This window comes from Sinorhizobium sp. CCBAU 05631 (assembly GCF_002288505.1).
Classification (GTDB): domain Bacteria; phylum Pseudomonadota; class Alphaproteobacteria; order Rhizobiales; family Rhizobiaceae; genus Sinorhizobium; species Sinorhizobium fredii_C.
Genome location: NZ_CP023063.1, coordinates 2,814,631 through 2,838,573, shown reverse-complemented (window position 1 = coordinate 2,838,573; position 23,943 = coordinate 2,814,631). Strand labels below are relative to the sequence as shown.

General features: G+C 61.6%; 20 protein-coding genes and 2 pseudogenes. 12 read left to right on the top strand and 10 right to left on the bottom strand.

Translation table 11 applies throughout. From position 1 onward, the window contains the following. Positions 1 to 467 precede the first annotated feature (467 nt). Positions 468 to 867, top strand: a pseudogene (locus tag SS05631_RS13905) (hypothetical protein). A gap of 177 nt (positions 868 to 1,044) precedes the next feature. Here the strand turns inward: SS05631_RS13905 and SS05631_RS32655 are convergent. Then, positions 1,045 to 1,215 carry a Thivi_2564 family membrane protein gene (locus tag SS05631_RS32655; RefSeq protein WP_086022817.1) on the bottom strand — a complete coding sequence of 57 codons (171 nt, stop codon included), beginning with the start codon at positions 1,213 to 1,215 and terminating at the stop codon, positions 1,045 to 1,047. A gap of 91 nt (positions 1,216 to 1,306) precedes the next feature. Next, positions 1,307 to 1,840, bottom strand: a complete 534-nt coding sequence (locus tag SS05631_RS13895) for a hypothetical protein (protein ID WP_141471815.1) — start codon at positions 1,838 to 1,840, stop codon at positions 1,307 to 1,309. Between the two features lie 341 nt (positions 1,841 to 2,181). On the opposite strand from SS05631_RS13895, the gene SS05631_RS13890 reads away from it, so the two are divergent. Next, on the top strand, positions 2,182 to 2,553 hold the full coding sequence (locus tag SS05631_RS13890) for a response regulator (protein ID WP_037426962.1): 372 nt from the start codon (positions 2,182 to 2,184) through the stop codon (positions 2,551 to 2,553). A gap of 367 nt (positions 2,554 to 2,920) precedes the next feature. Here SS05631_RS13890 and SS05631_RS13885 read toward each other — a convergent pair whose 3' ends face one another. The 4 genes from SS05631_RS13885 to SS05631_RS13870 are packed head-to-tail and all read right to left on the bottom strand — an operon-like array spanning position 2,921 to position 7,554. Then, entirely contained in the window at positions 2,921 to 4,339 is a 1,419-nt protein-coding gene (locus SS05631_RS13885; protein ID WP_037426960.1) for an ATP-binding cassette domain-containing protein, read from the bottom strand. After that, positions 4,336 to 5,160, bottom strand: a complete 825-nt coding sequence (locus SS05631_RS13880; protein ID WP_037426957.1) for an ABC transporter permease — start codon at positions 5,158 to 5,160, stop codon at positions 4,336 to 4,338. Before SS05631_RS13880 ends, SS05631_RS13885 begins: the two co-directional genes overlap by 4 nt. Beyond that, complete coding sequence (locus SS05631_RS13875; protein WP_037426954.1) at positions 5,157 to 6,095, bottom strand: ABC transporter permease; 939 nt, start codon at positions 6,093 to 6,095, stop codon at positions 5,157 to 5,159. Before SS05631_RS13875 ends, SS05631_RS13880 begins: the two co-directional genes overlap by 4 nt. A 13-nt stretch (positions 6,096 to 6,108) precedes the next feature. After that, entirely contained in the window at positions 6,109 to 7,554 is a 1,446-nt protein-coding gene (locus tag SS05631_RS13870) for an ABC transporter substrate-binding protein (protein ID WP_244412419.1), read from the bottom strand. An 817-nt stretch (positions 7,555 to 8,371) separates the two neighbouring features. Here SS05631_RS13870 and SS05631_RS31655 point away from each other — a divergent pair. The 3 genes from SS05631_RS31655 to SS05631_RS31645 all read left to right on the top strand — a co-directional run bounded on the left by SS05631_RS31655 (position 8,372) and on the right by SS05631_RS31645 (position 9,509). Further along, positions 8,372 to 8,575, top strand: a complete 204-nt coding sequence (locus tag SS05631_RS31655; RefSeq protein WP_202947953.1) for a hypothetical protein — start codon at positions 8,372 to 8,374, stop codon at positions 8,573 to 8,575. Between the two features lie 75 nt (positions 8,576 to 8,650). Continuing rightward, positions 8,651 to 9,145: a reverse transcriptase domain-containing protein gene (locus SS05631_RS31650; RefSeq protein WP_202947952.1), complete on the top strand. Its 495-nt coding sequence runs from the start codon at positions 8,651 to 8,653 to the stop codon at positions 9,143 to 9,145. Positions 9,146 to 9,227: 82 nt separating this feature from the next. After that, the gene (locus SS05631_RS31645) at positions 9,228 to 9,509 is read left to right on the top strand and encodes a hypothetical protein (RefSeq protein WP_202947954.1); all 282 of its coding nucleotides are present in this window, start codon (positions 9,228 to 9,230) and stop codon (positions 9,507 to 9,509) included. 413 nt (positions 9,510 to 9,922) lie between these two features. On the opposite strand, the pseudogene SS05631_RS31415 reads toward SS05631_RS31645, so the two are convergent. Beyond that, positions 9,923 to 10,517 (bottom strand): annotated as a pseudogene (locus SS05631_RS31415) (tyrosine-type recombinase/integrase). A 152-nt stretch (positions 10,518 to 10,669) separates the two neighbouring features. On the opposite strand from SS05631_RS31415, the gene SS05631_RS13850 reads away from it, so the two are divergent. Beyond that, positions 10,670 to 11,704 carry an IS110 family transposase gene (locus SS05631_RS13850; RefSeq protein WP_037393045.1) on the top strand — a complete coding sequence of 345 codons (1,035 nt, stop codon included), beginning with the start codon at positions 10,670 to 10,672 and terminating at the stop codon, positions 11,702 to 11,704. A gap of 330 nt (positions 11,705 to 12,034) precedes the next feature. Here SS05631_RS13850 and SS05631_RS13845 read toward each other — a convergent pair whose 3' ends face one another. Then, positions 12,035 to 13,618 (bottom strand): Na+/H+ antiporter, encoded by a 1,584-nt coding sequence (locus SS05631_RS13845; RefSeq protein WP_037426270.1) that lies wholly within the window; start codon positions 13,616 to 13,618, stop codon positions 12,035 to 12,037. 553 nt (positions 13,619 to 14,171) lie between these two features. Here SS05631_RS13845 and SS05631_RS13835 point away from each other — a divergent pair. From SS05631_RS13835 to SS05631_RS13810, 6 genes are all read left to right on the top strand, one after another. After that, on the top strand, positions 14,172 to 14,861 hold the full coding sequence (locus SS05631_RS13835) for a response regulator transcription factor (RefSeq protein WP_037426269.1): 690 nt from the start codon (positions 14,172 to 14,174) through the stop codon (positions 14,859 to 14,861). Positions 14,862 to 15,037: 176 nt separating this feature from the next. Further along, positions 15,038 to 16,396: a protein-glutamate O-methyltransferase CheR gene (locus tag SS05631_RS13830; RefSeq protein ID WP_037426266.1), complete on the top strand. Its 1,359-nt coding sequence runs from the start codon at positions 15,038 to 15,040 to the stop codon at positions 16,394 to 16,396. Continuing rightward, entirely contained in the window at positions 16,393 to 17,055 is a 663-nt protein-coding gene (locus tag SS05631_RS13825; protein ID WP_037426262.1) for a chemotaxis protein CheW, read from the top strand. Before SS05631_RS13830 ends, SS05631_RS13825 begins: the two co-directional genes overlap by 4 nt. After that, the gene (locus SS05631_RS13820; protein ID WP_037426259.1) at positions 17,033 to 18,658 is read left to right on the top strand and encodes a methyl-accepting chemotaxis protein; all 1,626 of its coding nucleotides are present in this window, start codon (positions 17,033 to 17,035) and stop codon (positions 18,656 to 18,658) included. The genes SS05631_RS13825 and SS05631_RS13820 overlap by 23 nt, the downstream gene beginning before the upstream one ends. 1 nt (position 18,659) lies before the next feature. Further along, a complete protein-coding gene (locus SS05631_RS13815) occupies positions 18,660 to 20,783 on the top strand; it encodes a response regulator (RefSeq protein WP_037426289.1) in 2,124 nt (707 codons plus the stop codon). 8 nt (positions 20,784 to 20,791) lie between these two features. Then, the gene (locus SS05631_RS13810) at positions 20,792 to 21,835 is read left to right on the top strand and encodes a chemotaxis protein CheB (protein ID WP_037426257.1); all 1,044 of its coding nucleotides are present in this window, start codon (positions 20,792 to 20,794) and stop codon (positions 21,833 to 21,835) included. A gap of 87 nt (positions 21,836 to 21,922) precedes the next feature. On the opposite strand, the gene SS05631_RS13805 is transcribed toward SS05631_RS13810, so the two are convergent. Beyond that, positions 21,923 to 22,891 (bottom strand): type II secretion system F family protein, encoded by a 969-nt coding sequence (locus SS05631_RS13805; RefSeq protein ID WP_037426255.1) that lies wholly within the window; start codon positions 22,889 to 22,891, stop codon positions 21,923 to 21,925. An 8-nt stretch (positions 22,892 to 22,899) separates the two neighbouring features. Further along, entirely contained in the window at positions 22,900 to 23,901 is a 1,002-nt protein-coding gene (locus tag SS05631_RS13800) for a type II secretion system F family protein (RefSeq protein WP_037426251.1), read from the bottom strand. Between the last annotated feature and the right edge of the window lie 42 nt (positions 23,902 to 23,943).

Below are 23,943 nucleotides of genomic sequence, written 5' to 3'. Positions count from 1 at the left end.
GGAGGCGTCTGCTTGGTGCGGCTGGTCCTGGCGGCGCTCTGCGGGAACAGAGGCGGTCCCGAAGCCGACACGACCGTGGTCGGTGCTCGAATGTCCGGTGCCAGAGTCGAACGAAGCGACACTACGGGTCCGGTCGGCGTAGGCGTTCGTATTAAGTTTCGTGGTGAATGGCGGGGCCTTTGACGCCGCGCCGTTTTGGCTAGTCCAGCCAAATTAACGACTTTCTTATATGTGGGCCTCAAATCGGATTTAAACAAGGTGCTCGGCTTCGTTGTTTTCGGCTGATATAAGGGGAGGTCTCAATTATAAATCGCCCTCAATTCGCGGTTTTGACTGCGAGAAGGCCTCCCGTTCGCCGCCCAACTGATCCAACCTATGTCTGAAGGTCGGCAAGATCACAGATCGCGGCCAGTTCGCGAGCAACCAGGAACATCGAGACGCAGGCAGCGTTTAGATTGAGAGCCTTGATGGACTGGGAGGTGATGATGAGAAAGCACTCCCGCGAGATATCGCCTGAGGTGCGCGCGGCCATAAGCGCGTTTCTGAGCGTGTGTCAGAAGGAAGCCCGGCCGCTTGCGACTTCTGAGGCCCTCGGCGCACTGCGGCGTATTTTTCCTGATCTGGATATTTCAGATCCAGACCTGATGGATGCCATAATCAGCGAAGCATTCGTTGCGGGTTTCGACGTAGACAGCCCGGATCCTGCTTCCGTGGCGCGAATGAGGGATTCGCTGGAAGAATGGGATAATGAAGGCGGCGCAGTCGGCAAACCGGCGCGCAGCGAAACTCGCGGCGGGAGTGGCAATGACTCGGGGGGCACAAGGCGGCGGGCAAAAAGCGACCAAGGACCGGAATGAGTTGCTCTAACACGCCCGGGAGCGGCTCAGCAGGCTAACAATCGGCCCTTCCCCGAATTTTATTCAGGTGTTTTACGCAAGTGGATGCTGTGCTGTTGCCGCTGCCTATACGGATCCAAACGTTCCCTTCCGATTTCAAGTGCCGGCCGGACTGCGGCCCAGAGGAGGAGGAGCAGCCCAGAGCATTTCAGAATACCTCCAGATAGCTGAGCAACGAAACTACGCCGACGACTACAACGACGACCTGAGCCATCTGCTTCATTGTTGAGTCAATCGGAAGTTTTTGCACGAGGTACAGCACCAGGAAGGCAAGGCCTGTGATCAGGATGCTTATGATGATGCTGCTTATTATGGTCATACCCAGGCCCTTTGAGCGGAGTGCCTTTCGGCAGTGACGGGTAAATGCGTCTGAGTTCTACAACGGGAGGCATGTCACGCCGAAATGCATCCTACCGCTCGGCGATTGAGCTCGCGGCCATTGGCCCACTTCCATCGGGCGAACGGGCGTATTTAAGCTTGACGAACTGTTTGCGGTCCCCGGCAATCAGCATGTAGAGCCTCGAAGTCCAGGTTCCTTCCGGTTCTTCGGATAGTTTCTCCGCATTGGTACTGTCTGAAAATTCGTTGAGAAATGGCTCAATAGGCACCTTCATGAAGGCGACGGTGCAGGTCTCGACGGGCCTTCCGTCCCGTCGAGCCTTGGTGACGCCGATTACAACCGGTTCCGGAAGGGCCCGATCAGTGGCTATCCATCCACTTGAGGAATCAAGGTGCTCGAGAGGCGCGAGACGCTCGAAGTCGCCTTCTGGCAAAGGTTTCCATCCCTCTGCCGCGGCGGCGGATGCGATCGCGTCGAAGCTTGAACTTTGTGCAAGGCACGTCCGCTGGAATACTTCGACTGCCTCTGAAACGTCACCGGCAGGGAGCGCGATCGAACTCGGAGAAACAGCGGCCAGAAACGCTATGAGGTACCGCCAGCGCATCATAAGCTCCATCGAACTGCTGAGCTAAGAGGTTTGTTCCATTGGATGCCGTAGGCTGACCTGAAGAATAGATGAATCCGCTCCCCCGACAATCACGAGAAGCGTTCGCCGAGCTTCAGGGCACATAAATTGGTCGCCAGTAGGCAACAGAATACGAGGCCATGAAACCTCCCGCGGTTTTCAGGCAATTCTACTATCGCTCTCGCCGACCGTGAAGCGAAGAATCTTGTAAGCGAACTCGGAGCCTGTCTAATCAGCGGACGCATTTTATTTTTTGATCTTCAGGAACATAACGCCTCAGGGCCGGTTACGCGATTGGGAACCAGGAAAGGCCTTACCGCGTGCCAAGCGATCAAATCTCCGTCCTGGTTGTCGATGACGAGTTTCTCCTCCGATACGATCTTGCGATGTTTCTGCGTGAGCAAGACTTTGAAGTTTATGAGGCTTCAACCGCGGATGAAGCCATCGACTTGCTCACCGGGCACCCAGGCCTCCGTGCGGTGTTGACCGATGTTTGTATGCCTGGATCGATGGACGGACAGGAACTGGCGGCGCGTGTTCATGACCGCTGGCCACCGATCAAGATTTTCGTCGTCTCGGGTCGCCGTAAGGTGACGCCGGAGGAACTGCCCGAAGGAAGTCGGTTCATCATGAAACCTCTCCTCCTTGCCCGCGTTGCGGCCCAGATCCGGACAGCCGTTCAGCCGAGGTGAAGGACTCCATCACACAACAAAAAAGCCGGGCTCACCCGATCTTGCTGCAGCCATTGCCAGCCTTCCCTAACGTCCAGCCGAGCACCAGCAGATGGCCATCGGTCGCCTGTCGGGAAACTTTCACGAGCAGCGCTGTCCACTTCGGGGCCAACACCGGTAATTCCAAGGGCCGTGAATGAATGACCTCAAAGGGTCTATCTGTCCTGTTCAGATTACGTCGCCTTGGGGACAGCCGAAGCTCGGCTGCCCCGGCCCCGCTTGCGATCATTCTCTTTTCTGCCTAAGCAGCTTGCCTGGACCGCCATTGCAGCTCCATGGGACATTCGAGCTGAATTGTCTCAGCCGCCCGGCGGTCGAATGAGCGGCTTTATATGGTCCTATTGTTCTCGATATCTAATATTCGCGTCGATATGTTTTCGGCGATGTCGCGGTCGTGGGTGACCAAAAGGACAGCGAGGCCGGTTTCCCTGACGATGTCCTGCAGGCACGTGATCACCTCTTTCTGGCTGACGGGATCGAGCCGTGACGTCGCCTCGTCCGCGAACAGAAATGCCGGGTCCAGCAGCAGGGCGCGCAGCAACGCAAAGCGCTGTAGCTCCCCGCCCGAGACCTCTTTGGGCAGACGATCGAGCAAATTCTTAGGCAGGCGCACGCGGTCCAGCAACCCCTCGACGGCTGTCCATTCCTTGGCATGGAGGCGCGCCAGATCGGTGAGCCCCTTGCGAATCGTCTGATGGGGCGCGAACGCGGCCGGTGGATCCTGATAGAGCTTCTGAAAGCGGAGCCGCGACACCCCCGACTTGCGCTCGACCACTCCGGCCTCAGGCCGGATTAGGCCAAGAAGGATATTGCCGACTGTCGTTTTGCCGCAGCCGCTCGGCCCGAAGATCGAGACGACCTCGCCGGCGGCGACCGTAATGCCCAGATCGGAAAACAGGGTCCTGCTGCCATAACGCTTTGCCAGTCCGCGTCCGGCAAGGACGACCTCACCGGAAGCCGTTGACGCCTTCCGTTCCCACCCTGCCGGCTCGGCGGCGAGAAGCGCTCTCGTATAGGCGTGCTCGGGCGCTTGGAGCAGCTTTTCCGTGGGATCGTATTCGACCAGCCGGCCATCGAGCATGACTCCGATCATGCCGCCGATTGCCCTCGCGACGGCGACGTCATGGGTGATGGTCAGCAGCAAGCGTCCCGCTTCGACCTCTCGTTTCAGGCGTGCCGTCACCGAGTCCCGCAGCGCCGTGTCGAGGCCCTTCGTCGGCTCGTCCGCGATCAGAAGCTCGCTGTCGGCGGCGTGCGCCATCGCGATCGCTGCCCGCTGTCCCATGCCGCCCGACATCTGGAAGGGGTAAAGCGCTTCCGCATTGGCGAGGGAAACCCCGGCGAGGTTCTCCCTTGCAAGCGCATCGCTTTGGGTGGCATCCTTATCTTTGACGAAGCGGTGTATTTCTGCCACCTGCGGCAGGACGCGCATGGTCGGATCCAGCGCCAGCCACGGCTCCTGCGGCAGCAGGCAAATGTTCCGGCCCCAGCGGCGGCGTCGTTGGGCGGGCGTCTCCGCAAGAAGGTCCGTCCCGTTGAAGACCGCGCGCCCCGTCGCACGCAGCCCTGGCGGCAAGTTGCCCATGATCGCCTGCGCCACGAGCGACTTGCCCGATCCGCTCTCGCCAAGGAGCGTTAGCGCTCGCCCCCGTCCGAGCGCAAGGGAGACATCGGATACGATCCGGCCAGCCGGGGAATCGATCGACAGGGCGGCGATCGAAAGAACCGGGGTTGCTTGAATGTTCATCGATGATCTCCCTGCGCGAGAGATTGAAGGCCAAGCACCAGCAGGAAGATCAGCGCTGCCGGCAGCAGCACATGCACCGGCGCCTCGGCGTAATACGGCAAGAGCTCCACGATCATGCTGCCGAGTTCAGGCGTGGGAGGCTGCAGGCCAACGCTGATGGCGCTCAATGTCGACACCGCGATGATGGCCGTCGCCATGGCAAAGGCCGAAAGCGTACCGATCATCGGTGCGATCACCGGCAGAACGAGATTGATGAGGATGTAGCGCGAGCCGAAGCCGAGCATGCGCGCCGCCTCAATATGCGGCTGCGCGAGGACGGTCTTCGTCGTCGCCTTTGTCACACGGTAGAACTCGACCCAAAGGGTGAGCGACATGCCCAGGAACAGCGGACCATAATTGCCGGGCGCGAAGGCTAGCAGCAGCAGCACCAGCATCAGACCGGGTAGTGCCAGCACAATTGTGGCCGTCAGTTCCAGAAACCGCTCCGTCCAGCCGCCTTTCCACGCGGCGGCAAGACCGAACAGAACGCCAGGGACCGCGGCCGCGAGCATGGTCAGGAAAGCGAGGCCGAAGGAAAGACGGGCGCCGTGGGCGAGGCGCGCGAGGAGGCTGCGGCCGTAATGATCGGCTCCAAGCAAGAAGTCGCCGCCGATCGGGGCGAGGCTGGCGCTAAAATCCTGCGCTGCAGGATCGGCAGGAATGAGGGCCGGTCCGATGATCGCAAAGCCACCGACCAAGCTTAGAATGCCGGCGCCGAACATGCGCCCCGTGGTCAGTCGCCCTTTCGGCCGAGCAAAGGACAGATCGCCGATCGTACTCATGCCGTTCTCCTCACGCGCGGATCGAGCCAATGCGTCAGAAGGTCGACAATGGCGGCGATGACGACGAACATCAGTCCCATCACCAGCGCCGTCCCCTGGACCATGGGAATGTCCCGTTCGACGACCGCGTGGACCAAGGCGTGGCCGATGCCCGGATAGGCAAAGAGCGATTCCACGACGACAACCCCTTCGACCAGGTAGACGGCCTGCAGTCCGATATAGGAGACGATGGGGATCGCGGCGTTCCGAAGTCCATGCCGGCGGACGACAACCGATTCCTGCAGTCCCTTGTATCGGGCGAAGGCGAAGTATGGTGCTTTTACGACCGCAGCGACCGAATTGCGCGTGATCCGGCTCGACATGGCGGCGAGCCCAAGAGCGAGCGTCAGTGCCGGCAGCAGGATCTCACGTGGCGAGCCAAAACCGGCTGGCGGCAACCAGCCGAGCTGCTTCGAAAAGATCAGCATCAGAACGAGGCCGAGCACAAACGGCGGAATGGCGCGGAAGATCACCGCACCTGCGAGGCCCAGACGGTCAATGGCGCTCCCCGGCTTCAACCCCGCGAAAACCCCGACGACGGGTCCGATGAGAACCGACAGCGCCAGCGCCGATGCGGCAAGCCACACGGAAGCGCCGAGCTGCACCTGCAGCTCATGGACGACCGGCGAACCCGTAACGAGCGAATGTCCGAGGTCAAGGCGCAGAAGGTCGCCTAACCACTCGAGGAACTGGGCCGCCATCGGGCGGTCGAGGCCCAGCTCCAGCCTGACTTTTTCTGCCGCTTCGGCAATCCGCGCATCCGGCCCGTAGCGGCCGGCAGCAATGCGCATGGCGGCATCGCCCGGCAGCACCCGCATGAGGACGAAGCACAGAGCCCCAACCACGACGGCCACCAGCACCGCCTGGACGAGGCGCGGAAGAAGGAAGTTTCGCATCGCGCTCTCCCCGTTACTCCGCCCAACGGATGGCGGACAGGCCATAGTTCACTTCAAGCGGATCAACCGTGACGCCGGTGATCCTCTTGTTCGAGACAATGGCGAGCTCCGACCAGGTGATGGGGATGCTTGGCAGCTCTTGCTGCAGAATCTCCAGGGCCCGGCTCTGAAGCGGAGCGCGGGCCGCCGCATCGCTCGTCGCCGCTAGTTGTTCGACGACGCTCTGGATTTCCTTGTTGTCCCATCCCATCGAACCCCAGTCGCTGCCACCGGCACCATAATCCTGGAGCAGTGTGCCAATGGGGTCCGGCACGATGGAGTAGAGCCGGGAGATCAGTCCCATCTCCAATGTTCCATCCTGATGGCGCGCGGGAATTTCCGAGCTGTTACCCACGGATACCTTCACCTCTATTCCTACTTGTCGAAGCTGGGCCTGGAGTGCCGTGGCGATGGGCGGCAGTTCGGGCCAACTGGAATAGGTCAGCAGCGTCACGCTGAACCGCTTGCCATCCTTTTGCAGAACACCGTCGCTTCCGGCTTTCCAGCCCGCCGCGGCCAAGAGTTCCTTCGCCCGGTCGACGTCCCGCACGAGCGGCGGGATGTCGCGGGAATTCCAGCCCTTCATCGCAGGCGGGAAAAGCTGGGTTGCAGCAAGGTCGGCGTTGCGTAGGATCACCTTGGTGATTCCAACGCGGTCGATCGCTGCGCTGATCGCCTGCCGCTCCTCGACCTGGTCGAAGAAAGGCGATGCCGCGTTGACCTTGAGAACGCGCGTGCGGGGAATGGTGGCAATCTGCACATCGAGTTTCAGATTGGCTTTCAATCGATTCACCGAAACCGGCAGCATGGAAAACACCAGATCGGCTTCACCGCTTTCCGCCATCAGCGCTCGGGTCTCGCCTTGCCCCACTGCGAGATAGCTGACTTCCTCGATCGCGGGCTTGCCGCCCCACCACCCGCCGGAGGCCTGCAATTCCAGGCGTGCCGGAGCGGTAAGGCTCTTCACCTTGTAGGGTCCGGACCCGACGATCTGCGTGACTTTGCCGGCCGCATCGTATGAAGAGGGTGCCAGCACGATGGTGCTGAAATGCACGAGATAGGCGGGCAGGGCAGAGAATGGTTTCGTCAGCCGGATCACCACGTCACGCCCCTCACTGGTGATCTCGGCGAGCGGCGCTTGTGAGAGCACGCCGACACCCGCAAGAGCTCGCGTCAGGCTGGCGGCGGCCGTTTCCGCCGTCACGGGCGTGCCGTCATGAAAACGCGCGTTCTCGCGGAGCGTAAAGCGCCATGTCAGACCGTCGCCGCTGACGCTCCACCGATCCGCAAGCGCGGGCACGATCTTGCCATTGTGGTTGGCGGTCACAAGAGTTTCGGCGACTTGCAATCGGCTGAAGACATAGCCGGTCTGGGCCGGATCAATGCCGGTAATCTCCCATGGGCCGGCAACCTTGAGCACCTCGGCATGGGCCGGGTTGAGCGTCGCGGCGACGCCGAGTGCAACCGTAGTGAGCAGCACGAACAGTGTGCGCATTCAGACCTCCAAACATTTTTTCCGTGACGAAGATGGATGCAGAGTGCATGTGTCTCGCCCTCGATAGGTTACGTTATTACATTCGTCAAATGGAAAGTTACGTTATAACATTATAGATGCGTCACGAACGCGACACGCATAAGCCGGGAGGCAGCGGTGACTTCTCGCCGCGCTCCACGGCTCGGCAAAGAAGTCTGCGTGCCAGTACAGGACATTCCATGTGTGATCGGCGGGCGACCGCTCTGGGTGTGCGCCGTGCCAAGGCGGCGCTTTCCAGTGGGTGCAAGTGCACCCGGCAACCGCTCCAGCCGGGAATCAATCGGAGCAGGCATGGAGGAGACGACATGTCTGAAGCCTTCGATTAGCGGGTCACGAAATTGGTGACCGCGCGAGTGTGCAGGCCGCAACGCGAGTGAACGCCGAGCAACCCTCGAAAAGGTCGATGTGCAGGCCGACCCGTCAACCCTTGCGGGGAAGGCTGATATGGATGGGTGAGTTTGAGCGACGTTTGAGCCCATCTGCTGCACCGGGGTAGTTGCGGCAGCATGTACACAAGGAAAGCGCACGCAACACGGGAAGCCCCAGGACGTGGTCAGGGATGACCAACCGGACGCCCGCGAGGGACAGGCCGGGCGGCCTGGGGTGGCGGAGAGGCTCGTAGTACCGGAGAAGCCGGGTAATGCCGGTGGAGGGAAGGGGCCTCAGTTCAAGACGAGCGCAACAAGTGGAGAGGGACCGGAGATTGGGAAACCTATCAACTCCGACAAGTGTTCAGAAACTGCAGACGGCGTTACACGCGAAAGCGAAGGCAGAAGCCGGCTACCGCTTCTACGCCCTGTACGACAAGATCAGCCGCGAGGATGTTCTGGCCCATGCCTATGCTCAGTGCCGCTCGAACGGCGCACCGGGGGTAGACGGTCGCGACTTTGCGGACCTCGAAGCGTAAGGGCTAGAGCGGTGGCTTGGTGAACTGGCGCTTGCGCTCAGAAAGGAGACCTACCGACCGGAACCAATCAGACGCGTGTTCATACCGAAGGCCAACGGCAAACTCAGGCCGCTGGGCATCTCGACCGTGCGAGATCGGGTCTGCATGACGGCAGCGATGCTGGTGCTGGAACCGATCTTTGAGGCCGACCTTCCACCGGAACTCTATGCCTACCGTGTCGGGCGCAACGCCCAGCAGGCGGTGACCAAGGTGGAGGAGACGCTGTTCCGTGGTCATCCTGAAGTCGTCGACGCCGACCTCGCGGACTACTTCGGGAGCGTTCCGCATTCAGAACTGATGAAGTCGCTGGCGCGCCGGATCGTTGATCGGCGGGTGCTGCACTTGATCAAGATGTGTCTGGAATGTCCCGTCGAAGAAACCGATGATCGAGGCCGGAAGACGCGAACGACGGAGGCGCGGGATAAGCGGCGCGGCATTCCGCAGGCTCACCCGTCTCACCCTTGCTGGCGAACCTCTAAATGCGCCGGTTCGTGCTGGGATGGAAGAAGCTCGGGCTTGAGCAAAGCTTAGGCACGCGGCTCGTCACCTACCCGACGACCTCGTGATCCTGTGCAGGAGGGGCAATGCGGAAGCGGCGCTCCAGTGCCTGCGCATGACCATGGACAAGCTGAAGCTGACGGTGAACGAGGACAAGACACGCATCTGCAAGGTGCCGGAGGGCGACTTCGACTTTCTGGGCTACACGTTCGGACGGATGTACTCTCCGATAACCGGCCACGCCCGCCTGGGCTACCGGCCATCGAAGAAAAGCATCAGGCGCGCGGTCGAGACTGTCCACGCGCTGACCGACCGAAAGGGTACATGGCAAGAGACCACACTGCTGATAGCAAAGTTGAACCGCACGCTGCGCGGCTGGCGAACTACTTCTCGGTAGGGACCACCAGCAAGGCGTATCGGCTGCTCGACAGCTATACCGCAGTGCGGTTGCTCCGGTGGCTGCGCTCCAAGCATAAGACCAGACGGAAGAGAGGTGGGTCCTATCCAGACTCGCACCTTTACCAGCACTATGGGCTGGTACGTCTGACCCGACTTGGACGGGGCGTGCCGTGGGTGAAGGCGTGAGATCTTGTCCGAGAGCCGGATGCGGGAGACCTGCATGTCCGGTTCGATGAGCGGGGTGTGGAAACGGCAGTCACGGTCGAGCCACCAAGGCACCGCCAGACGAAAGGGGCGGAAACAGATAGGCTCGACCTACAGCCACCCGCGCCACACCTCGACTCTACCGATCTTTTGCCTTCAACAGGGCTCACGGGTTGGCACTTCGACGAGAAATGCCGCCCTTGAGTACTAGAGTTCCACTTGCTCAGAAATTGCTAAGGCGTCGTCCACCTCTATTCCGAGGTATTGCACGGTGCTCTCCAGCTTCTTATGGCCGAGCAAGAGCTGGACGGCGCGCAAGTTGCCTGTCTTCTTGTAAATGTGCGCCGCCTTCGTCCGTCTTATTGAATGCGTGCCGTAACGTTCGGGATCAAGCCCGGTGCTCGACACCCAGCGCTCGACGATCCTGCCATATTGCCGCGTCGACAGGTGCGGCTTTGCGTGCACGCGGCTGGAAACAGATAATCCCGTTCACCGAGCCTGCGACTTCCAATCCATGCAGCGATAGCCTCCCGCGTTTGATCGGTCAGTTCGAACTGCACTGGTCGGCCTGTTTTCCGTTGGATGATGATCGCGCGGTCGCGAACCCTTCCGGAAATCGCAACATCGGCAACTGAAATTGCGACGAGATCACAAGCTCGCAATTTGCTGTCGATCGCGAGATTGAACAGCGCAGGTCGCGTACCGCACCGGACATTTGGAGGCGGGTTCGGATGGCCCAGACCTCCTTCGGCTTCAACGGAGGCTTCTGACCAATAATGCGGCCCGAGTTCCAGCTAGACATAGCTTTTCTCCCCTCCACTGCCGCAGCGCTTACCCGTCAAGCCGCCCAATGATAATCCTCGTGGAAGTGACCTTTCGGGTGATGGGGTGGACGCCCCCGACGGCATCGCTGTGCCAGAATGGCGGTGTTGCAACCATTGGAGGGAGGCGTCCGTGCCTGAGGTTACCACGATCGGTCTGGATATCGCGAAGTATGTTTTCCATGCACACGGTGCCGACGAGCGCGGCCACGCGCTTTTCAGCAAGAAGCTGAGCAGGGGGAAGGTGTTGGACTTTTTCGCCGCCCAGCCTGCCTGCACCGTCGCTCTGGAAGCTTGCGGCGGTGCCCATCACTGGGGTCGCGAGCTGATGGACATGGGCCATACAGTCCGGCTGATCCCGCCGGCCTACGTCAAGCCCTTCGTTAAGCGGAACAAGAACGATGCCGTCGATGCTGAGGCGATCTGCGAGGCGGCGCAACGCCCGAACATGCGGTTTGTCGCCGTGAAGAGCGAGGAGCAGCAAGCAGCGGCGCTCGTGTTCCGGACCCGCGATCTCTTGGTTCGCCAGCGGACCCAACTGATCAACGCGATCCGCGGTCACCTGACGGAATATGGCTGGGTCGCGCCGAAGGGACCGTCCTATGTGGCGATGCTGGCCGACCTGCTCGAGGAAGAGGAGATGGCCTCCTCGTTGCCGCCAGCCGCCCTAGCGATGATCAGGCTGATGCTGGACCTTCTGCCCGAACTGGACGGGAGGATCGCCGAACTCGACCGGGAAATCGCGCGGCGCGCCCGCGAGGACGCGGTATCGCGGCGGTTGATGACGATTCCGGGCGTCGGCCCGATCACCGCGACCGCAATCGCCGCGCTCGCACCGCCGGCCGAGACCTTCGCGAAGGGGCGCGACTTCGCCGCTTGGCTCGGGCTTGCCCCGCTGCAGAAGTCGACGGGCGGCAAGCAGAAGCTCGGCGCCATCTCAAAAATGGGCGAGCGCACGCTCAGGCGTCTGCTCATCATCGGCAGCATGGCGGTCATAAAACAGGCAGCAAGGCGCGGCGCACCGAAGGGCTCTTGGCTGGAACAGATGCTGGCGCGCAAACCGCGCATGCTGGTGGCGGTCGCGCTCGCCAACAAGATGGCACGGATCGTTTGGGCGCTGCTCATGAAGCAGGAGAGTTACAAGGCTCCGGCCGCGGTCACGGCGTAAGCCGGACGGGCCTGAGGTCGTCGGAGACGTGGTCGGTCGAAGGAGGGTATGGCACAGCAGTCGGCGAGACGGGGCCGGAAGAACCAGGGCTCACCACCGTGTCAGCGAGCACGCTTAGGGTGATATGGTTCCGGTCCGCGCACTCCCATACGGGCCCGCAGCCTTTGCGCTGCATCAAGAGGCCGGACAGATGGCAGCATCCGACAACGTGCCAACCGCCGAAAACCGCTTGCGTCTTACGGGGCGTCCACAGATGGTGAGCGGAAGTTCACTCGGGGGCGATGAACGTCTGCAGTCGCCCCAGAAGCGACCGCCAACGCATCGTGAACTTCATGCTTTTGCAGAGATGGCACTCAACTCTTCCAGGTCGAGATCCCGTTCAAGTTCCTGAAGCGTTTCATCGTCTATCTCGCCAGCGCGATGAAGGCGAATCAGTTCCCTCCGGCCGGTCGCAACAGCTTCCAGTACGACGTCGAAGTGGGCATGCAAGGCGGGTCGGTAATGCTCAGTCCGCACGGCGTAGTCGACGATCGTCGTCGCGCGACGCTGGTATCGTTCCAGCAGTTGAGGGTGGATGAGGTTTCCTTCGGCGTCGTATGCCAAGCTCTGGATGGTGGCAAGCTGGACTTGGGCCATCGCTGCTTCTGCCTGGCTCATTGTCAGAGGCGCCTTTTCGGAGTCCGGCTCAGCGAGTTGCGCCCAGGCGATCACGCGTCCGAGCGTCGTGCCCTGCACGAGCACCGTTCCAAATATCACGGCGAATGCCGTCACAAGGATGAAGTCGCGGCCGGGAAAATCTTCCGGCAAGCTGAGCGCGAGAGCGAGCGTGACCACGCCCCGTACGCCCGCCCAGCTCAGCACGGTTGCGCCGCCGGAGCCGAGAGGTTGCGTTCGAGCGAGACTAAGGACATTGAGCAGCTTTATCACAAGCTCGGATCCGAAAACCCACGCGAAGCGCGCGATGACAAGCGTGGTGAGCACAGCGATGACCGGCAGTCCCATCGTCGCGACCACCGTGCCGAATCCACCGCTTCGCTCGACGACGTCCCGCAGCGATAGACCGATCAAAACGAAGACCGCAGCTTCCATCAGGAATACGAAGACAGTCCAGAACGACGTCCCCCGCATGCGCGTAGCGGCCGACAGAACCGTGTGCTGATGCCAAGTCGCGATCAGACCCGTGGTGACGGTGGCGATGACGCCGGAGACATGCAGCATCTCTCCCAGGAGGTAGGAGATCCAGGCGAGCAATGTCGTTGCGGCGATGATAAGGTATTCGTCGCCCAGTCGCCTGACGAGCTTCACCCATGCCGTTCCGACGACGGCGCCCACCGTGGCGCCGCCGACCGCCAGAAGAAGGAAGTTGCCCAACGCCGCTGGGGGGCTGAAGATCCCCGTTGCGGCGGCGGCGACGGCAAAACGGAAGAGCACGAGGCCGCTCGCGTCGTTCAGGAGACTCTCTCCTTCGAGCAGGATCTGGAGCCGCCGGGGCAGCTTCACACCCTCCAGGACGGCTCGTGCGGAAACTGCGTCGGGGGGTGACACGATCGCGCCGAGCGCCGCGCAGGCGGCCCAAGGAAGCGAGGGGAAGAGTAGATGAGTGACCACGGCCACAACGGCGCATGTGAAGAAGACGGCGCCGACGGCAAGCGATGCGATACCCATCATATGGTGTCGGATGCGGCCAACCGCGATTGACCAGGCGCCGTCGAGGAGGAGCGGCGGCAGGAAGATGACGAGCACGAGTTCAGGATCGATGGTGATCGCCGGCAGGCCCGGCAGGAACGCCAGGATCGCCCCACCCGCGAGCAATGCGACCGACGGTGGAAGGCCAAGCCTGTGGGCCGCATAATTGAGCGCTATGATCGCGAGGAACATCGCGATCCCGAGTTCGAAGAGGTGTGTTCCGTCCATGCGTCTCCCCGACATGGCGTAAGTTGTGAAGCGCATCAAAGGACGGGTTCCGCCGAAACGCAACTATCGAAGCTCAAGGCGAGGATCGAAAAATTTCGATCTGGACCTTCGCGTTCTGGAGGTCGCGGGTCTGAAAGCCTTCAGAAAAATGCCGGAGAGTCGCCTCCAAGTTCTCAAGCGCATCGGCAACGACGATCGAGGGCATTGAGACAGGGGATCAATTGGCGGTGGTGAATGCCGAAGGATTTCATGAGGGGGCAGGGATACATCTTCTCACGGCCGCTACCTGCGTCGGAAGGCTCCAAATTGATTGACGGACCGCTCGAAAGGGGCGGCGCACCACGCGTTTACGAACGTTTTGTGAACAGCCCGGAGAAATAGCAGCAGCATTTAGCCCTACACGTCTCAAGGCGTGTGTGGCACAATTTTGGTACTACCGCGCATTGATTGGCAATGGCGGGAACGCGTTCGCTGAGACGATCGTTAGTTGCAGGCCTAGGAGCGGGCCGAACTGAAGACCCGCAAGCATCAGACAACCGGCGAGGGAAGCGTAATGAATACCTCACGCGTCGCACTTATAGCCGATGACGATGAATTCTTCCGCATCGCGTTGGCGTTCATCTTGAAGAGCAAATTGCATTTCACGGGAATCATCGAAACCGGGTCGCTTGATGAAGCGATTGAAAGGCTCGCCGAGCACGAAGACATATCGCTCGCCTTGTTCGACTTGGCGATGCCGGGCATGCAAAGTGCGGCGAGCCTTGCGGCCGTCCGTGACATCCATCCCGATCTGAAGGTCGCCGTCGTATCGGCGTCGTCGCGACGGTCGGACATCCTGTCTGCCCTGACTGCCGGCATAAACGGCTATGTGCCAAAGGGCCTCGGGGCGAGCGAACTGGCCGAAGCAATCGGCTCGATCCTCAACGGCGCTGTTTACGTCCCGCCCTCCATAGCGGGCCGTCCCGCCCCTCCCGAGGAAATAGAGTTGCCTCAGGTCACCCGCGGAAACCAGGACGAACGAAGTCATCGTACAATCGAGTTCCTGACGCCGAGGCAGCGCGAGGTCCTCCTGCTTCTCGTCGAGGGATTTTCGAACAAGGAGATCGCTCGCAAGCTGAAACTCGGCGAGGGTACGGTGAAGATCCACATGGCGGCACTCTTCCGCAGTTTGCGGGTGAGGAACCGTCAGGAGGCCGCTGCCGCAGGGGCGCGCCTCTTACCCATGACCGGGAGCCCGCATTAGGACGGCCGGATAGGCCGCCTTCTAGGCCATCCGGCCGAATAGCCCAAAAGCACGCGAGGACGTAATGACGACGGCAGAGCCACGAAGCTAGGGACGAAAATGCGCCAGCCGGTTTCCACAGCCAGCTCATCAAATAGCCCTCTTTGCGCCGCCGCGATTGAGGCAGGAGGCGTTCGGTGACCCGACACGCGCTTCCGGCCAATCTCGCCGGGGAGGTCGCCTGCAGGGTCGGCCTCAGCGTTCCCGCATCGCGGCAAGGCACCGTAGCCTCGGCGATCGCCCGGATCATGGCGCGGCGCGGCATCGACGACAGCAGCCTGCTTCTTCGCCGGCTTGGGCTGGATCAGGACTTGACTGACGACGTCATCGCAGCGGTCACCGTCGGTGAAACGCACTTCTTTCGCGGCCCCGAGCAGTTTCAGCTGATACGGCAGGAAATTCTTCCGGAACTAACGCGGCGGCCCGACGGCGCGCCTGCCCGGATCTGGAGTGTCGGCTGTGCAACGGGGGAGGAGCCTTACTCCCTTGCCATTCTCTGCGACGAGGAAGGTCTCTTGGAAGAAGTTCGCATATGTGCAGTCGACATTTCGCGACGGGCGCTCGGAACGGCCAGGGCCGCCGAGTATGGCGAATGGTCGTTGAGGAACACGGATCGCAGGCTGAAGGAGCGATACTTCACCGCATGTGACGATCGCTTTCGACTGAGCGAACGACTGCGCCCGCAGGTCGATTTCGCTGTCCTCAATCTTGGCGAAGCCGATCTTCCGGCGCCGGAAAGGGGATTGGCGGACTTTCGCTTGATCCTTTGCCGCAACGTTCTCGTCTACCTCGACGCGAGTAAAGTGCCTCGGATTGCACGGCAGCTATTCGCCTGCCTTGCGGATCGAGGCTGGCTGTTGACCGCCCCGACCGATCCGCCCTTGTGGAAGTACGCCCCGTTCGAGACGTGCATCACGCCGGCAGGCGTTGTTTACCGGCGCATGATGGCTCGTGGGGACGCTCGCAAGAGCCCGATCTCAGGCGTCGTTTCCGCTCGAGGCAAGCCCAAGAATCCCGTCACCCGCATGGCGGCGGCTCAAGCATGCGACACGGCTGCGCCAAAAGCACCTGGCGACAAGCTCTCCAGGGCCATCGCCCAAATCCGAGCGCGTTACGACGTGGGTGAAACCCGCGAAGCCGCGTGCCTCGCTGCGCAGGCGGTTGAAAGTCATCCGTTGTCACCGGAACTGCATTTCCTGCAGGGGCTCTCGCAGATGGCCGACGGTGAGATCGATGCGGCTGCGGCAGCCCTGCGACGAGTCGTCTACCTGGACAGCACTCTGGCCGCCGCGCAGTTCTTCCTCGGGGTCTGTCTCCGGCAGAGCGACCCTGAAGCGTCGTTGCGTGCCCTCGAAAACGTGCTGCAGTTTTGCCTCTCCCGTCCGCCACAGGAGCGCATCTCTCTGATGGCAGACGCGACGGCTGGAGATCTGGTGGAGCGTGCAAGGCGGGAGATGGGCAAGATCCGCCAAGCGCGGGGGAGCGAAAGCCGATGACAATGCTTTCCCGGCCCGCCGCTCGTCCGGTCGACTGGATCGCCGTCAGAAGACGGATCGAGGCAGCGATAGAACAGACCGAAGCGCTTTTGGAATCGGCACAGAAAGCGGCTCAATACGAGGAATCACGACAAGCGGCCGGCGATGCATTCGCGGGCAGCAGAGATGAGCAGACGGTCGGACTTGTGACCTTCATGCTATCGAATCGGCGGTTTGCCTTGGAGATCCGCTATGTTTGCGAGATCGTTTCGAAGGCACGCGTCAGTCCGCTTCCCGGGATGCCCTCGCACGCCTGTGGCGTCTATGATTTGCGCGGCGAACTGCTGCCCGTCTTCGACCTTAGCAGATTGTTCGATCTCCCGCGATCGGCCGGCAGCGCCGGCGAATGGGCAATTGTATGCGGGCGAACGCATTCCGAATTCCTGATCCTGTCCGATTCTGTTCCGGAGATAGTGGCGCTCCCACCGGAGGAATTCGCTGCGGCGAAGCCCGGTAAAAGCGGCGGATCCTTCGATTGCGCAAGAACGGAAGGCGTCATTGTCTTTCTGGACGGCCACCTTCTGTTGAACGATCGCCGTCTCTTTCTCGAGGACGAGCAGATCATCGCCACCGATGAGACGGAAAGGACCGAATTCCATGAGCCTGCGATTGACGAATAGTCTCTATGGCACCTTGGGCTTGGCCATGCTGCTGTTCGTGGCCGCTTCGGCGCTGCTCGTCGGGTCGAGCTCAGTTGCCCTGCAACAGGTGCGAGCCGATCTTGCCGCGACATCATCGCTGGGCAAGCAGCGCCTTGCCTATCAGTTGATGTACGCAACCACGCGCCTGGAAAGAGCGGAAGGCGCCGTGCGGATCGCCGCTGCCGATGAGCTGCGCGGCCTGATGGATCGCAATGAGCGACTGCTTGCCAGTCTGGCCGATGGCGACGAAAGACTCGGGCTTGAAGCAACGACGGATCCTGCCGCTCTCGCGCAGCTCGAGCAAGCCCGCCAACAATGGCGGGAGCAGGTGAGGCCCGCGCTCGAAAGCGCGATGGTCAACGCGCCGCTCGGTCCCGCTGCGCTGGATGAACTTGATCCAGGGATTAGAGACTTCGCTGCTCGCATGGACGAATTGATCAATCGGATCGAGCAGGCAGGAGTGGTCCGGCTCCAGCGCTCTCAATTGCTGCAACTGGGCTTTGCGGTCCTCGCCGTTCTTATGCTTCTCCACGTGCTGCGGGTCGCGCGTCGCCTCGTCCGCCGCACGCGCGCGCTCGTAGGCCAGGCGGAAAGGGTCAGCGCCGGTGACCTGACGCAGAAGGCGGCCGTAGAAGGCAGCGACGAACTCGCGGCCCTCGGCTTCTCCTTCAATGCAATGACCGCGAGGCTTGCCGGGATGATTGACAGTGAACGGAGCAGCAGGGAGCGGCTCGAAGAGCTGCTCGCCACGATCTCGGACACGGCGCAACATCTTTCGTCGTCTGCCGCCGAAATCCTTGCCGGGACTACGCAACAGGTCGAAGGCATGCGTGAACAATCATCGGCGGTAGCTCAGACGGTGACGAGCGTCGACGAGGTGCTGCAGACGTCGGAACAGGCGGCGCAGCGCGCTCAGCAGGTTGCCGGCTCCTATGACCAGGCCGTCAAGATCAGCAATGACGGCCGCAGGGCGCTCGATGATACCGTGCATGTGATGAACGCAGTGAGTGCCCGCACCGAAGCGATTGCCGGGGACATTCTATCGCTGGCGGAAAATAGCCTGGAAATTGGTGAGATCGTCACGGTTGTCGCCGAGATCGCCGACCAGACGAACCTGTTGGCGCTGAACGCGGCGATCGAGGCATCGCGTGCCGGGGAGCACGGCAGGGGCTTCAGTGTCGTTGCCAGTGAGATCAGGACACTTGCTGACCAGTCGAAGTCAGCGACCACCCGTGTGCGGCGGATTCTGATGGAGATCCAGAAAGCGACGAACGCGGCGGTCATTGGCGCTGAAGATGGCACAAAGAGTGTCAGCCGCGCCCTAGAGACGGTGAACGAAGCGGGCGAGACGATCCGGCAGCTTGAGGCGATCGTTGCCGATTCGGCGCGATCGGTCGCCCAGATCGCGGCTTCGGCGGGCCAGCAAAAAGCAGGCATGAAGCAGATTCACGACGCGATGCATTACATCGAGCAAGCGAGCAGCCAAAATTTCTCGGCGATCCGGCAAGCGGAAGAGGCCGCGAAAGATCTGAACGAGCTTGGCTCCAGGCTGAAGGAAATGCTTGCTGACCATGGCAACTGACATGACAAAACGCGACCAATTCGATCGAGAATTGCTGCAGATGTTCACCCAGGAAGTGCGCGAGCGTGCATCCGACATGGAGCAGACATTGCTCGCCATCGAGGACCCCGGCGGGGCCGACGAGAAACTCCGCCTGCAGGAGCAGCTACTAAGGACCGTGCATAGCCTCAAGGGCGCCGCCGGTTTGCTTCAAGTGCGAGGTGTGGAAGCGATTTGTCACTGGATGGAAGAGATAATCTCTATCACGGTAAATGAGCAGCTCGTGCTCGAGAAATCCAGGCTGGAACTGCTTCTGTCTGCCGCAGACGCAATCCAGGACGCGGCCCACCTCTTGGAAAGCGGGGAGACGCCTTCGCCCGCGCATGGGGAGAGCGTGGTCGATGCCCTGAAGTCTGCCGTGGCGACAGGGGAGGATGACCCCAGCGGCAAATCGAATCCACGGCCTCCGCAGATGGGGCAGGTGGCCGTTCGCAACAGCGATACCGACGGCTCCATGCGCGTCTCCGCCGATCGACTGGATGCTCTTCTATACAGGAGTGGCGAACTGCTCAGCTTTGGCGCGGTCATTCGGCGCCACGCCGAGGAGGCATCCCTGCTGCGGGAGCAGGCAATGAAACTGAGGGGCACGGTCCCCGAGTCTGCCGCGCTGGCGGCAGGTATCGAAAACGGGTTGCGTCAGCTTGCGACATCGCTGCGCCGGGAAATGAGACTGATGCACACTGTCGCGACAGCACTCGAAAACGAGGTACGGCACGCACGCACGCAACCGTTCGCGGAAGCCTGCAAGGGGCTCGATCGGGTCGTACGTGACATGGCGGCCGCGTCGGGGAAATTGGCGGAACTGAAAATCGGGGGTGGAGAGATCGAGATCGACCGTTCCATTCTTTCCGGTCTGCAGGACTCGCTTCGCCATCTCGTGCGCAATGCAGTCGCACATGGCATCGAGTCGCCCGAGGAACGCCGAAAGGCGGGAAAGCCGGAAAGGGGAAGAGTCGTCATTGCCGCCGCGATATCAGGAGATCGGATGCAGGTGCGCGTGGAGGATGACGGCCGTGGTGTGGATGTAGCCCGGCTCAGCAAGGCAGCCGGCGAACATCTGGAGGAGGTGAAAGACGAAGCGGAGCTCCTGAGGCGTGTCTTCGAGCCGGGCCTCTCGACATCCGCGACGGTTACCAGCCTGTCGGGGCGCGGCATAGGACTCGACATCGTCAAACGCAATGTCGAAACGCTGCGAGGTACAGCGGAGGTCTCGCAAGTGCCGACAGGAGGTGCGGCCTTTACCCTCACGCTCCCTCTGACTCTTGCGATGGTGCGTGTAGTGATGGTCATGGCAGGGGAGCATATGTTCACGATCGACACGGCATCGGTCCAGCGGGTGATGCGCGTTCATGCGCAAGACTTTGCAACGTCTGAGGGGACGGACATCCTCAGCACCCCGACCGGTCCGATGCCTTTCGTGGATCTCGCCGATTGGGTCGGGATGCGGTCGGCTAGCTCCGATACCCGGCATGCCGTGCCGGCGGTCGTGCTCGACGCTCCGGGCGGGCCGGTGGCGGTGCTTGTCGATTCTATTGCCGGGGAGCAGGACCTTCTCGCACGCCCGCTCGGCCCACGGCTTACGAAGGTTCGTCGCTATAGTGCTGGCATGGTCCTACCCGACGGGCGCATCGCCCTCCTCCTCAACGTTGCAGCACTCGCCGAGGCCGCCGCCCGGACACGGTCGACGGACGGCGCACGCATGCCCCGGCCACTTCAGGCCGCGCGGCGCAAGGTGCTCGTCGTCGATGATTCAAAATACGTCCGAACGCTGGTCAAGCTCATCCTCGAAGGCGCCGGGTACGATGTGAATATGGCAAGCAATGGCCGGGAGGCTTGGCAGCAGCTTCTTGACGACGGCGCCGATATGGTCGTCGCGGACGTCGACATGCCGTCGATGAACGGCTTCGAACTCACCGAGGCTATTCGTCGATCGGAGCGTTTCACCAACACTCCCGTCGTCCTCGTCACCGGTCGGGAGGCGCTTGAAGACAAGGTGCGGGGGCTGCGTGCCGGCGCAAATGCCTATCTGAGGAAGGACCAGTTCGATGCGCAGCACTTCCTGGAGACGATGCGTCGGGTCGTGTGAGGACGAGGATGACACGTATTCTTCTGGCGACATCGACGCCCGATCTCGAGAATCTCATCAAAAGGACGACTCTGGGCGACGCCTCCGTCGAGCTCATAGGCGTCGCAAAAAACGGCAAGGACGCGGTCAAGATGACCGGTAAGCTTTTGCCAGATATTGTTGCAGTGGAGCTGCGGGACGACGGCACCGCCGAAACCGTCAAGGAGATCATGATCACCGCACCGACGCCAGTCGTCATGGTAGCCTATCGAGACGGTTCGCACCTAGGGGCCATGGCCTCGCGTGCGCTCGATTCGGGCGCGCTCGCGGTCATCCCGGCGCCGACTGCATCCGGCACGTCGCTCGAGAAAGCAGCCATGGATAGGTTCCTATCGACGATCAAGGCCATGGCGCAGGTGAAAGTCGTTCGTCAATGGCGCAAGAAAGGGCGCGGCGATCACCAGCGCAAGGAGACGCCCCAGCCTGCGGCCAACACCCAGCTCGCGATAGTGGGCATCGCTGCTTCCACGGGAGGACCGGCCGCGATCCGTTCGATATTGAAGGACCTGTCCGCCGATTTCCCCGCACCCATCCTCATCGTGCAGCATATATCGAACGGCTTCATCGAAGGCGTTGCTGCATCCCTCGACGCCACGATTGCGCTCAGGGTAAAAGTTGGCGCGAATGGCGAACGCCTGCGGCCCGGCACTGTTTACCTCGCCCCTGACGGCCACCAGCTCGGCGTCTCCGGCAGATCACGCCTTCGCGTCGTGGACGAGGATCCCATCCAGGGCTTCAAGCCGTCCGGATCCTATCTATTCGGTTCAATCGCTCGCGCTTTCGGGGACGAGTCGCTTGCCGTCATCCTGACGGGGATGGGCGAAGACGGCACCGAGGGCCTTCGGGCACTGCATGTTGCGGGCGGGAAGGTGATTGCGCAGGATGAAGAAAGCTCCGTCGTCTTCGGAATGCCGAAATCGGCGATCTCGGCCGGTCTCGTCGATTTCGTGCTGCCCCTCGACGATATAGCTGGGAAGATCACCGCTCTTACGAGCGGAACACGAGAACGTTGAAAGAGAGTTGCGGCGCTAGGCGGCGATCTCGACACACAGCGCCGCGCTCGCCCACCCCAACTCAACTGCATGTGTCCTTAAATCGACTTACACACTCATGATCTGAATGGCCGCTGGTGTGACGATCACCGCGAACAGAACAGGCAGGAAGAACAGGATCATCGGCACGGTCAGCTTCGGGGGAAGTGCGGCGGCTCTCTTCTCCGCGTCGCTCATGCGCATGTCGCGGTTCTCCTGCGCCATCACCCGCAGCGCCTGACCCAGCGGCGTTCCATATTTCTCCGCCTGGATCAGGCTGGTCACCACGGCGCGCACCCCGTCGACGCCCGTCCGTTGCCCCAGGTTCTCGAAGGCCTGCCGCCGGTCCTGGAGATAGGAAAGTTCCGCCGTAGTGAGCAGGATCTCCTCCGCGACTTCGGGCGATTGCGCGCCAATCTCGTCGCCCACCTTGCGAAGGGCGCTTTCGATGCCCATGCCGGATTCGACGGTGATCAACAGCAGGTCAAGCGCCTCTGGCCACGAGCGGCGGATCGCTTGCTGGCGCTTGGTGATCCTGTTCCGGATGAAAATCGCCGGAGCGAAATAGCCGAGCGAACCCATCGCGCCGGCCACCGCGATGACGACAAGCAACGGCGCCTCGGGCCGAAGCGCGAGCAAGATATAGATGAGGCAAGCGGCGAAGAGCACGAATGGCGCTATCAGCCTGAAGGCAAGGAAGGTCGTCACCGGCGCGTAGCCGCGGTAGCCTGCCATGCTCAGCAGGCGAAGGATATTGCCATCCTCCGCCTGCTTGGCAAGGTTGAAGCGATCGACGATCGCCTGAAAGAAGCGCCTGGGCTCTGCGCGAAGGGAAACTTTGCTCTTCTCGGCATTCAGCCGAGTGCGCTCGCGCTGCCTGATGCGCTCGCGCTCGCCCTCCACCTTGCGCATCCGCTCTGCGAGCGTATCGCGGAAAATATAGGGCCAGGAAACCGCCACGACGGCGGAAAAGGCAGCAAGGCCAGCCAACATCGCGGACAGCTGGTCGGAATCGGGAATGTGGGCGCCAAGGTTCATGTCTTTTCTCAGAAATCGAAGTTGATCATCTTGCGCATGATGAACGTGCCTATGCTCATCCACAGGGCTGAGCCGACAAGCACCATCTTTCCGGCGAAAGTGGTGAACAAGAGCGACATGTAGTCGGGGCTTGTCAGGTACACGGCGCCAGCCACGAAGAACGGCAAGGCGCCGATGATGCCGGCCGAGGATTTCGCCTCCGCGCTCATGGCCTTGATCTTCGCCTTCATCTTCTTGCGCTCGCGCAGCACCTTGGAAAGGTTGCCAAGTGCCTCCGAGAGGCTGCCACCCGTGCGGCTCTGAATTGCTATGACGATCGCGAAGAACCTGGCCTCGGGCAGGGGTATGCGATCGCACAGGCGCTCGACGGCTTCGTCGACCGGCAGCCCGAGCGTCTGGTCCTGCGCGATGGTGAGGAATTCGCCCTTGACCGGCTCCTGCGCTTCGGCCGCAATCACTCTCAGGCAATCGGTCATCGGCAGACCTGCCTTCAGCCCGCGGACGATCACGTCGACAGCATTCGGAAACTCGGCAGCGAAACGCTTCAGCCGCATATTGCGCTTCATGTTCACATAGAGGTGCGGCAGGAAAAGGCCGCCAGCTATGGCGAAGCCCAGTGCCGTGAAGGCGCCGAGGCCCTGCAGCGTCACCAGAAAATAGGTGACAAGGCCCGACCCGGCGCAAGCGGACCAATAGGTGCGAATCGACCAGCCGAGACCGGCCTGGCGAAGCCTGACGTCGAGCTTCGGCTTGCCGCCCTTGCGTGCATGCGCCTTCTGCTGCTCGTCTATCTCCCGCAGCGTCTTTTCCACGGAGCGGCGACGGTCGCGGCGCTCCTCGTCGGCCGTCTCCGCTCGCTTGATCTCCGTGTGACCGGCGACGCGCCCGAACCTTTGCCGGTAGACGCTGGCTTTCGCGGCCCGCGGATAAAGCGCAGCAAGCATCAGGCCGCCGACGGAGGTCGACGCCAGGAAGAAGATGAGCACGGGAAACAGCGAAGCACTCAGCATGTCCGTATTAGCCTTTGTCAGATGCTCGGGGAATTCGACGAA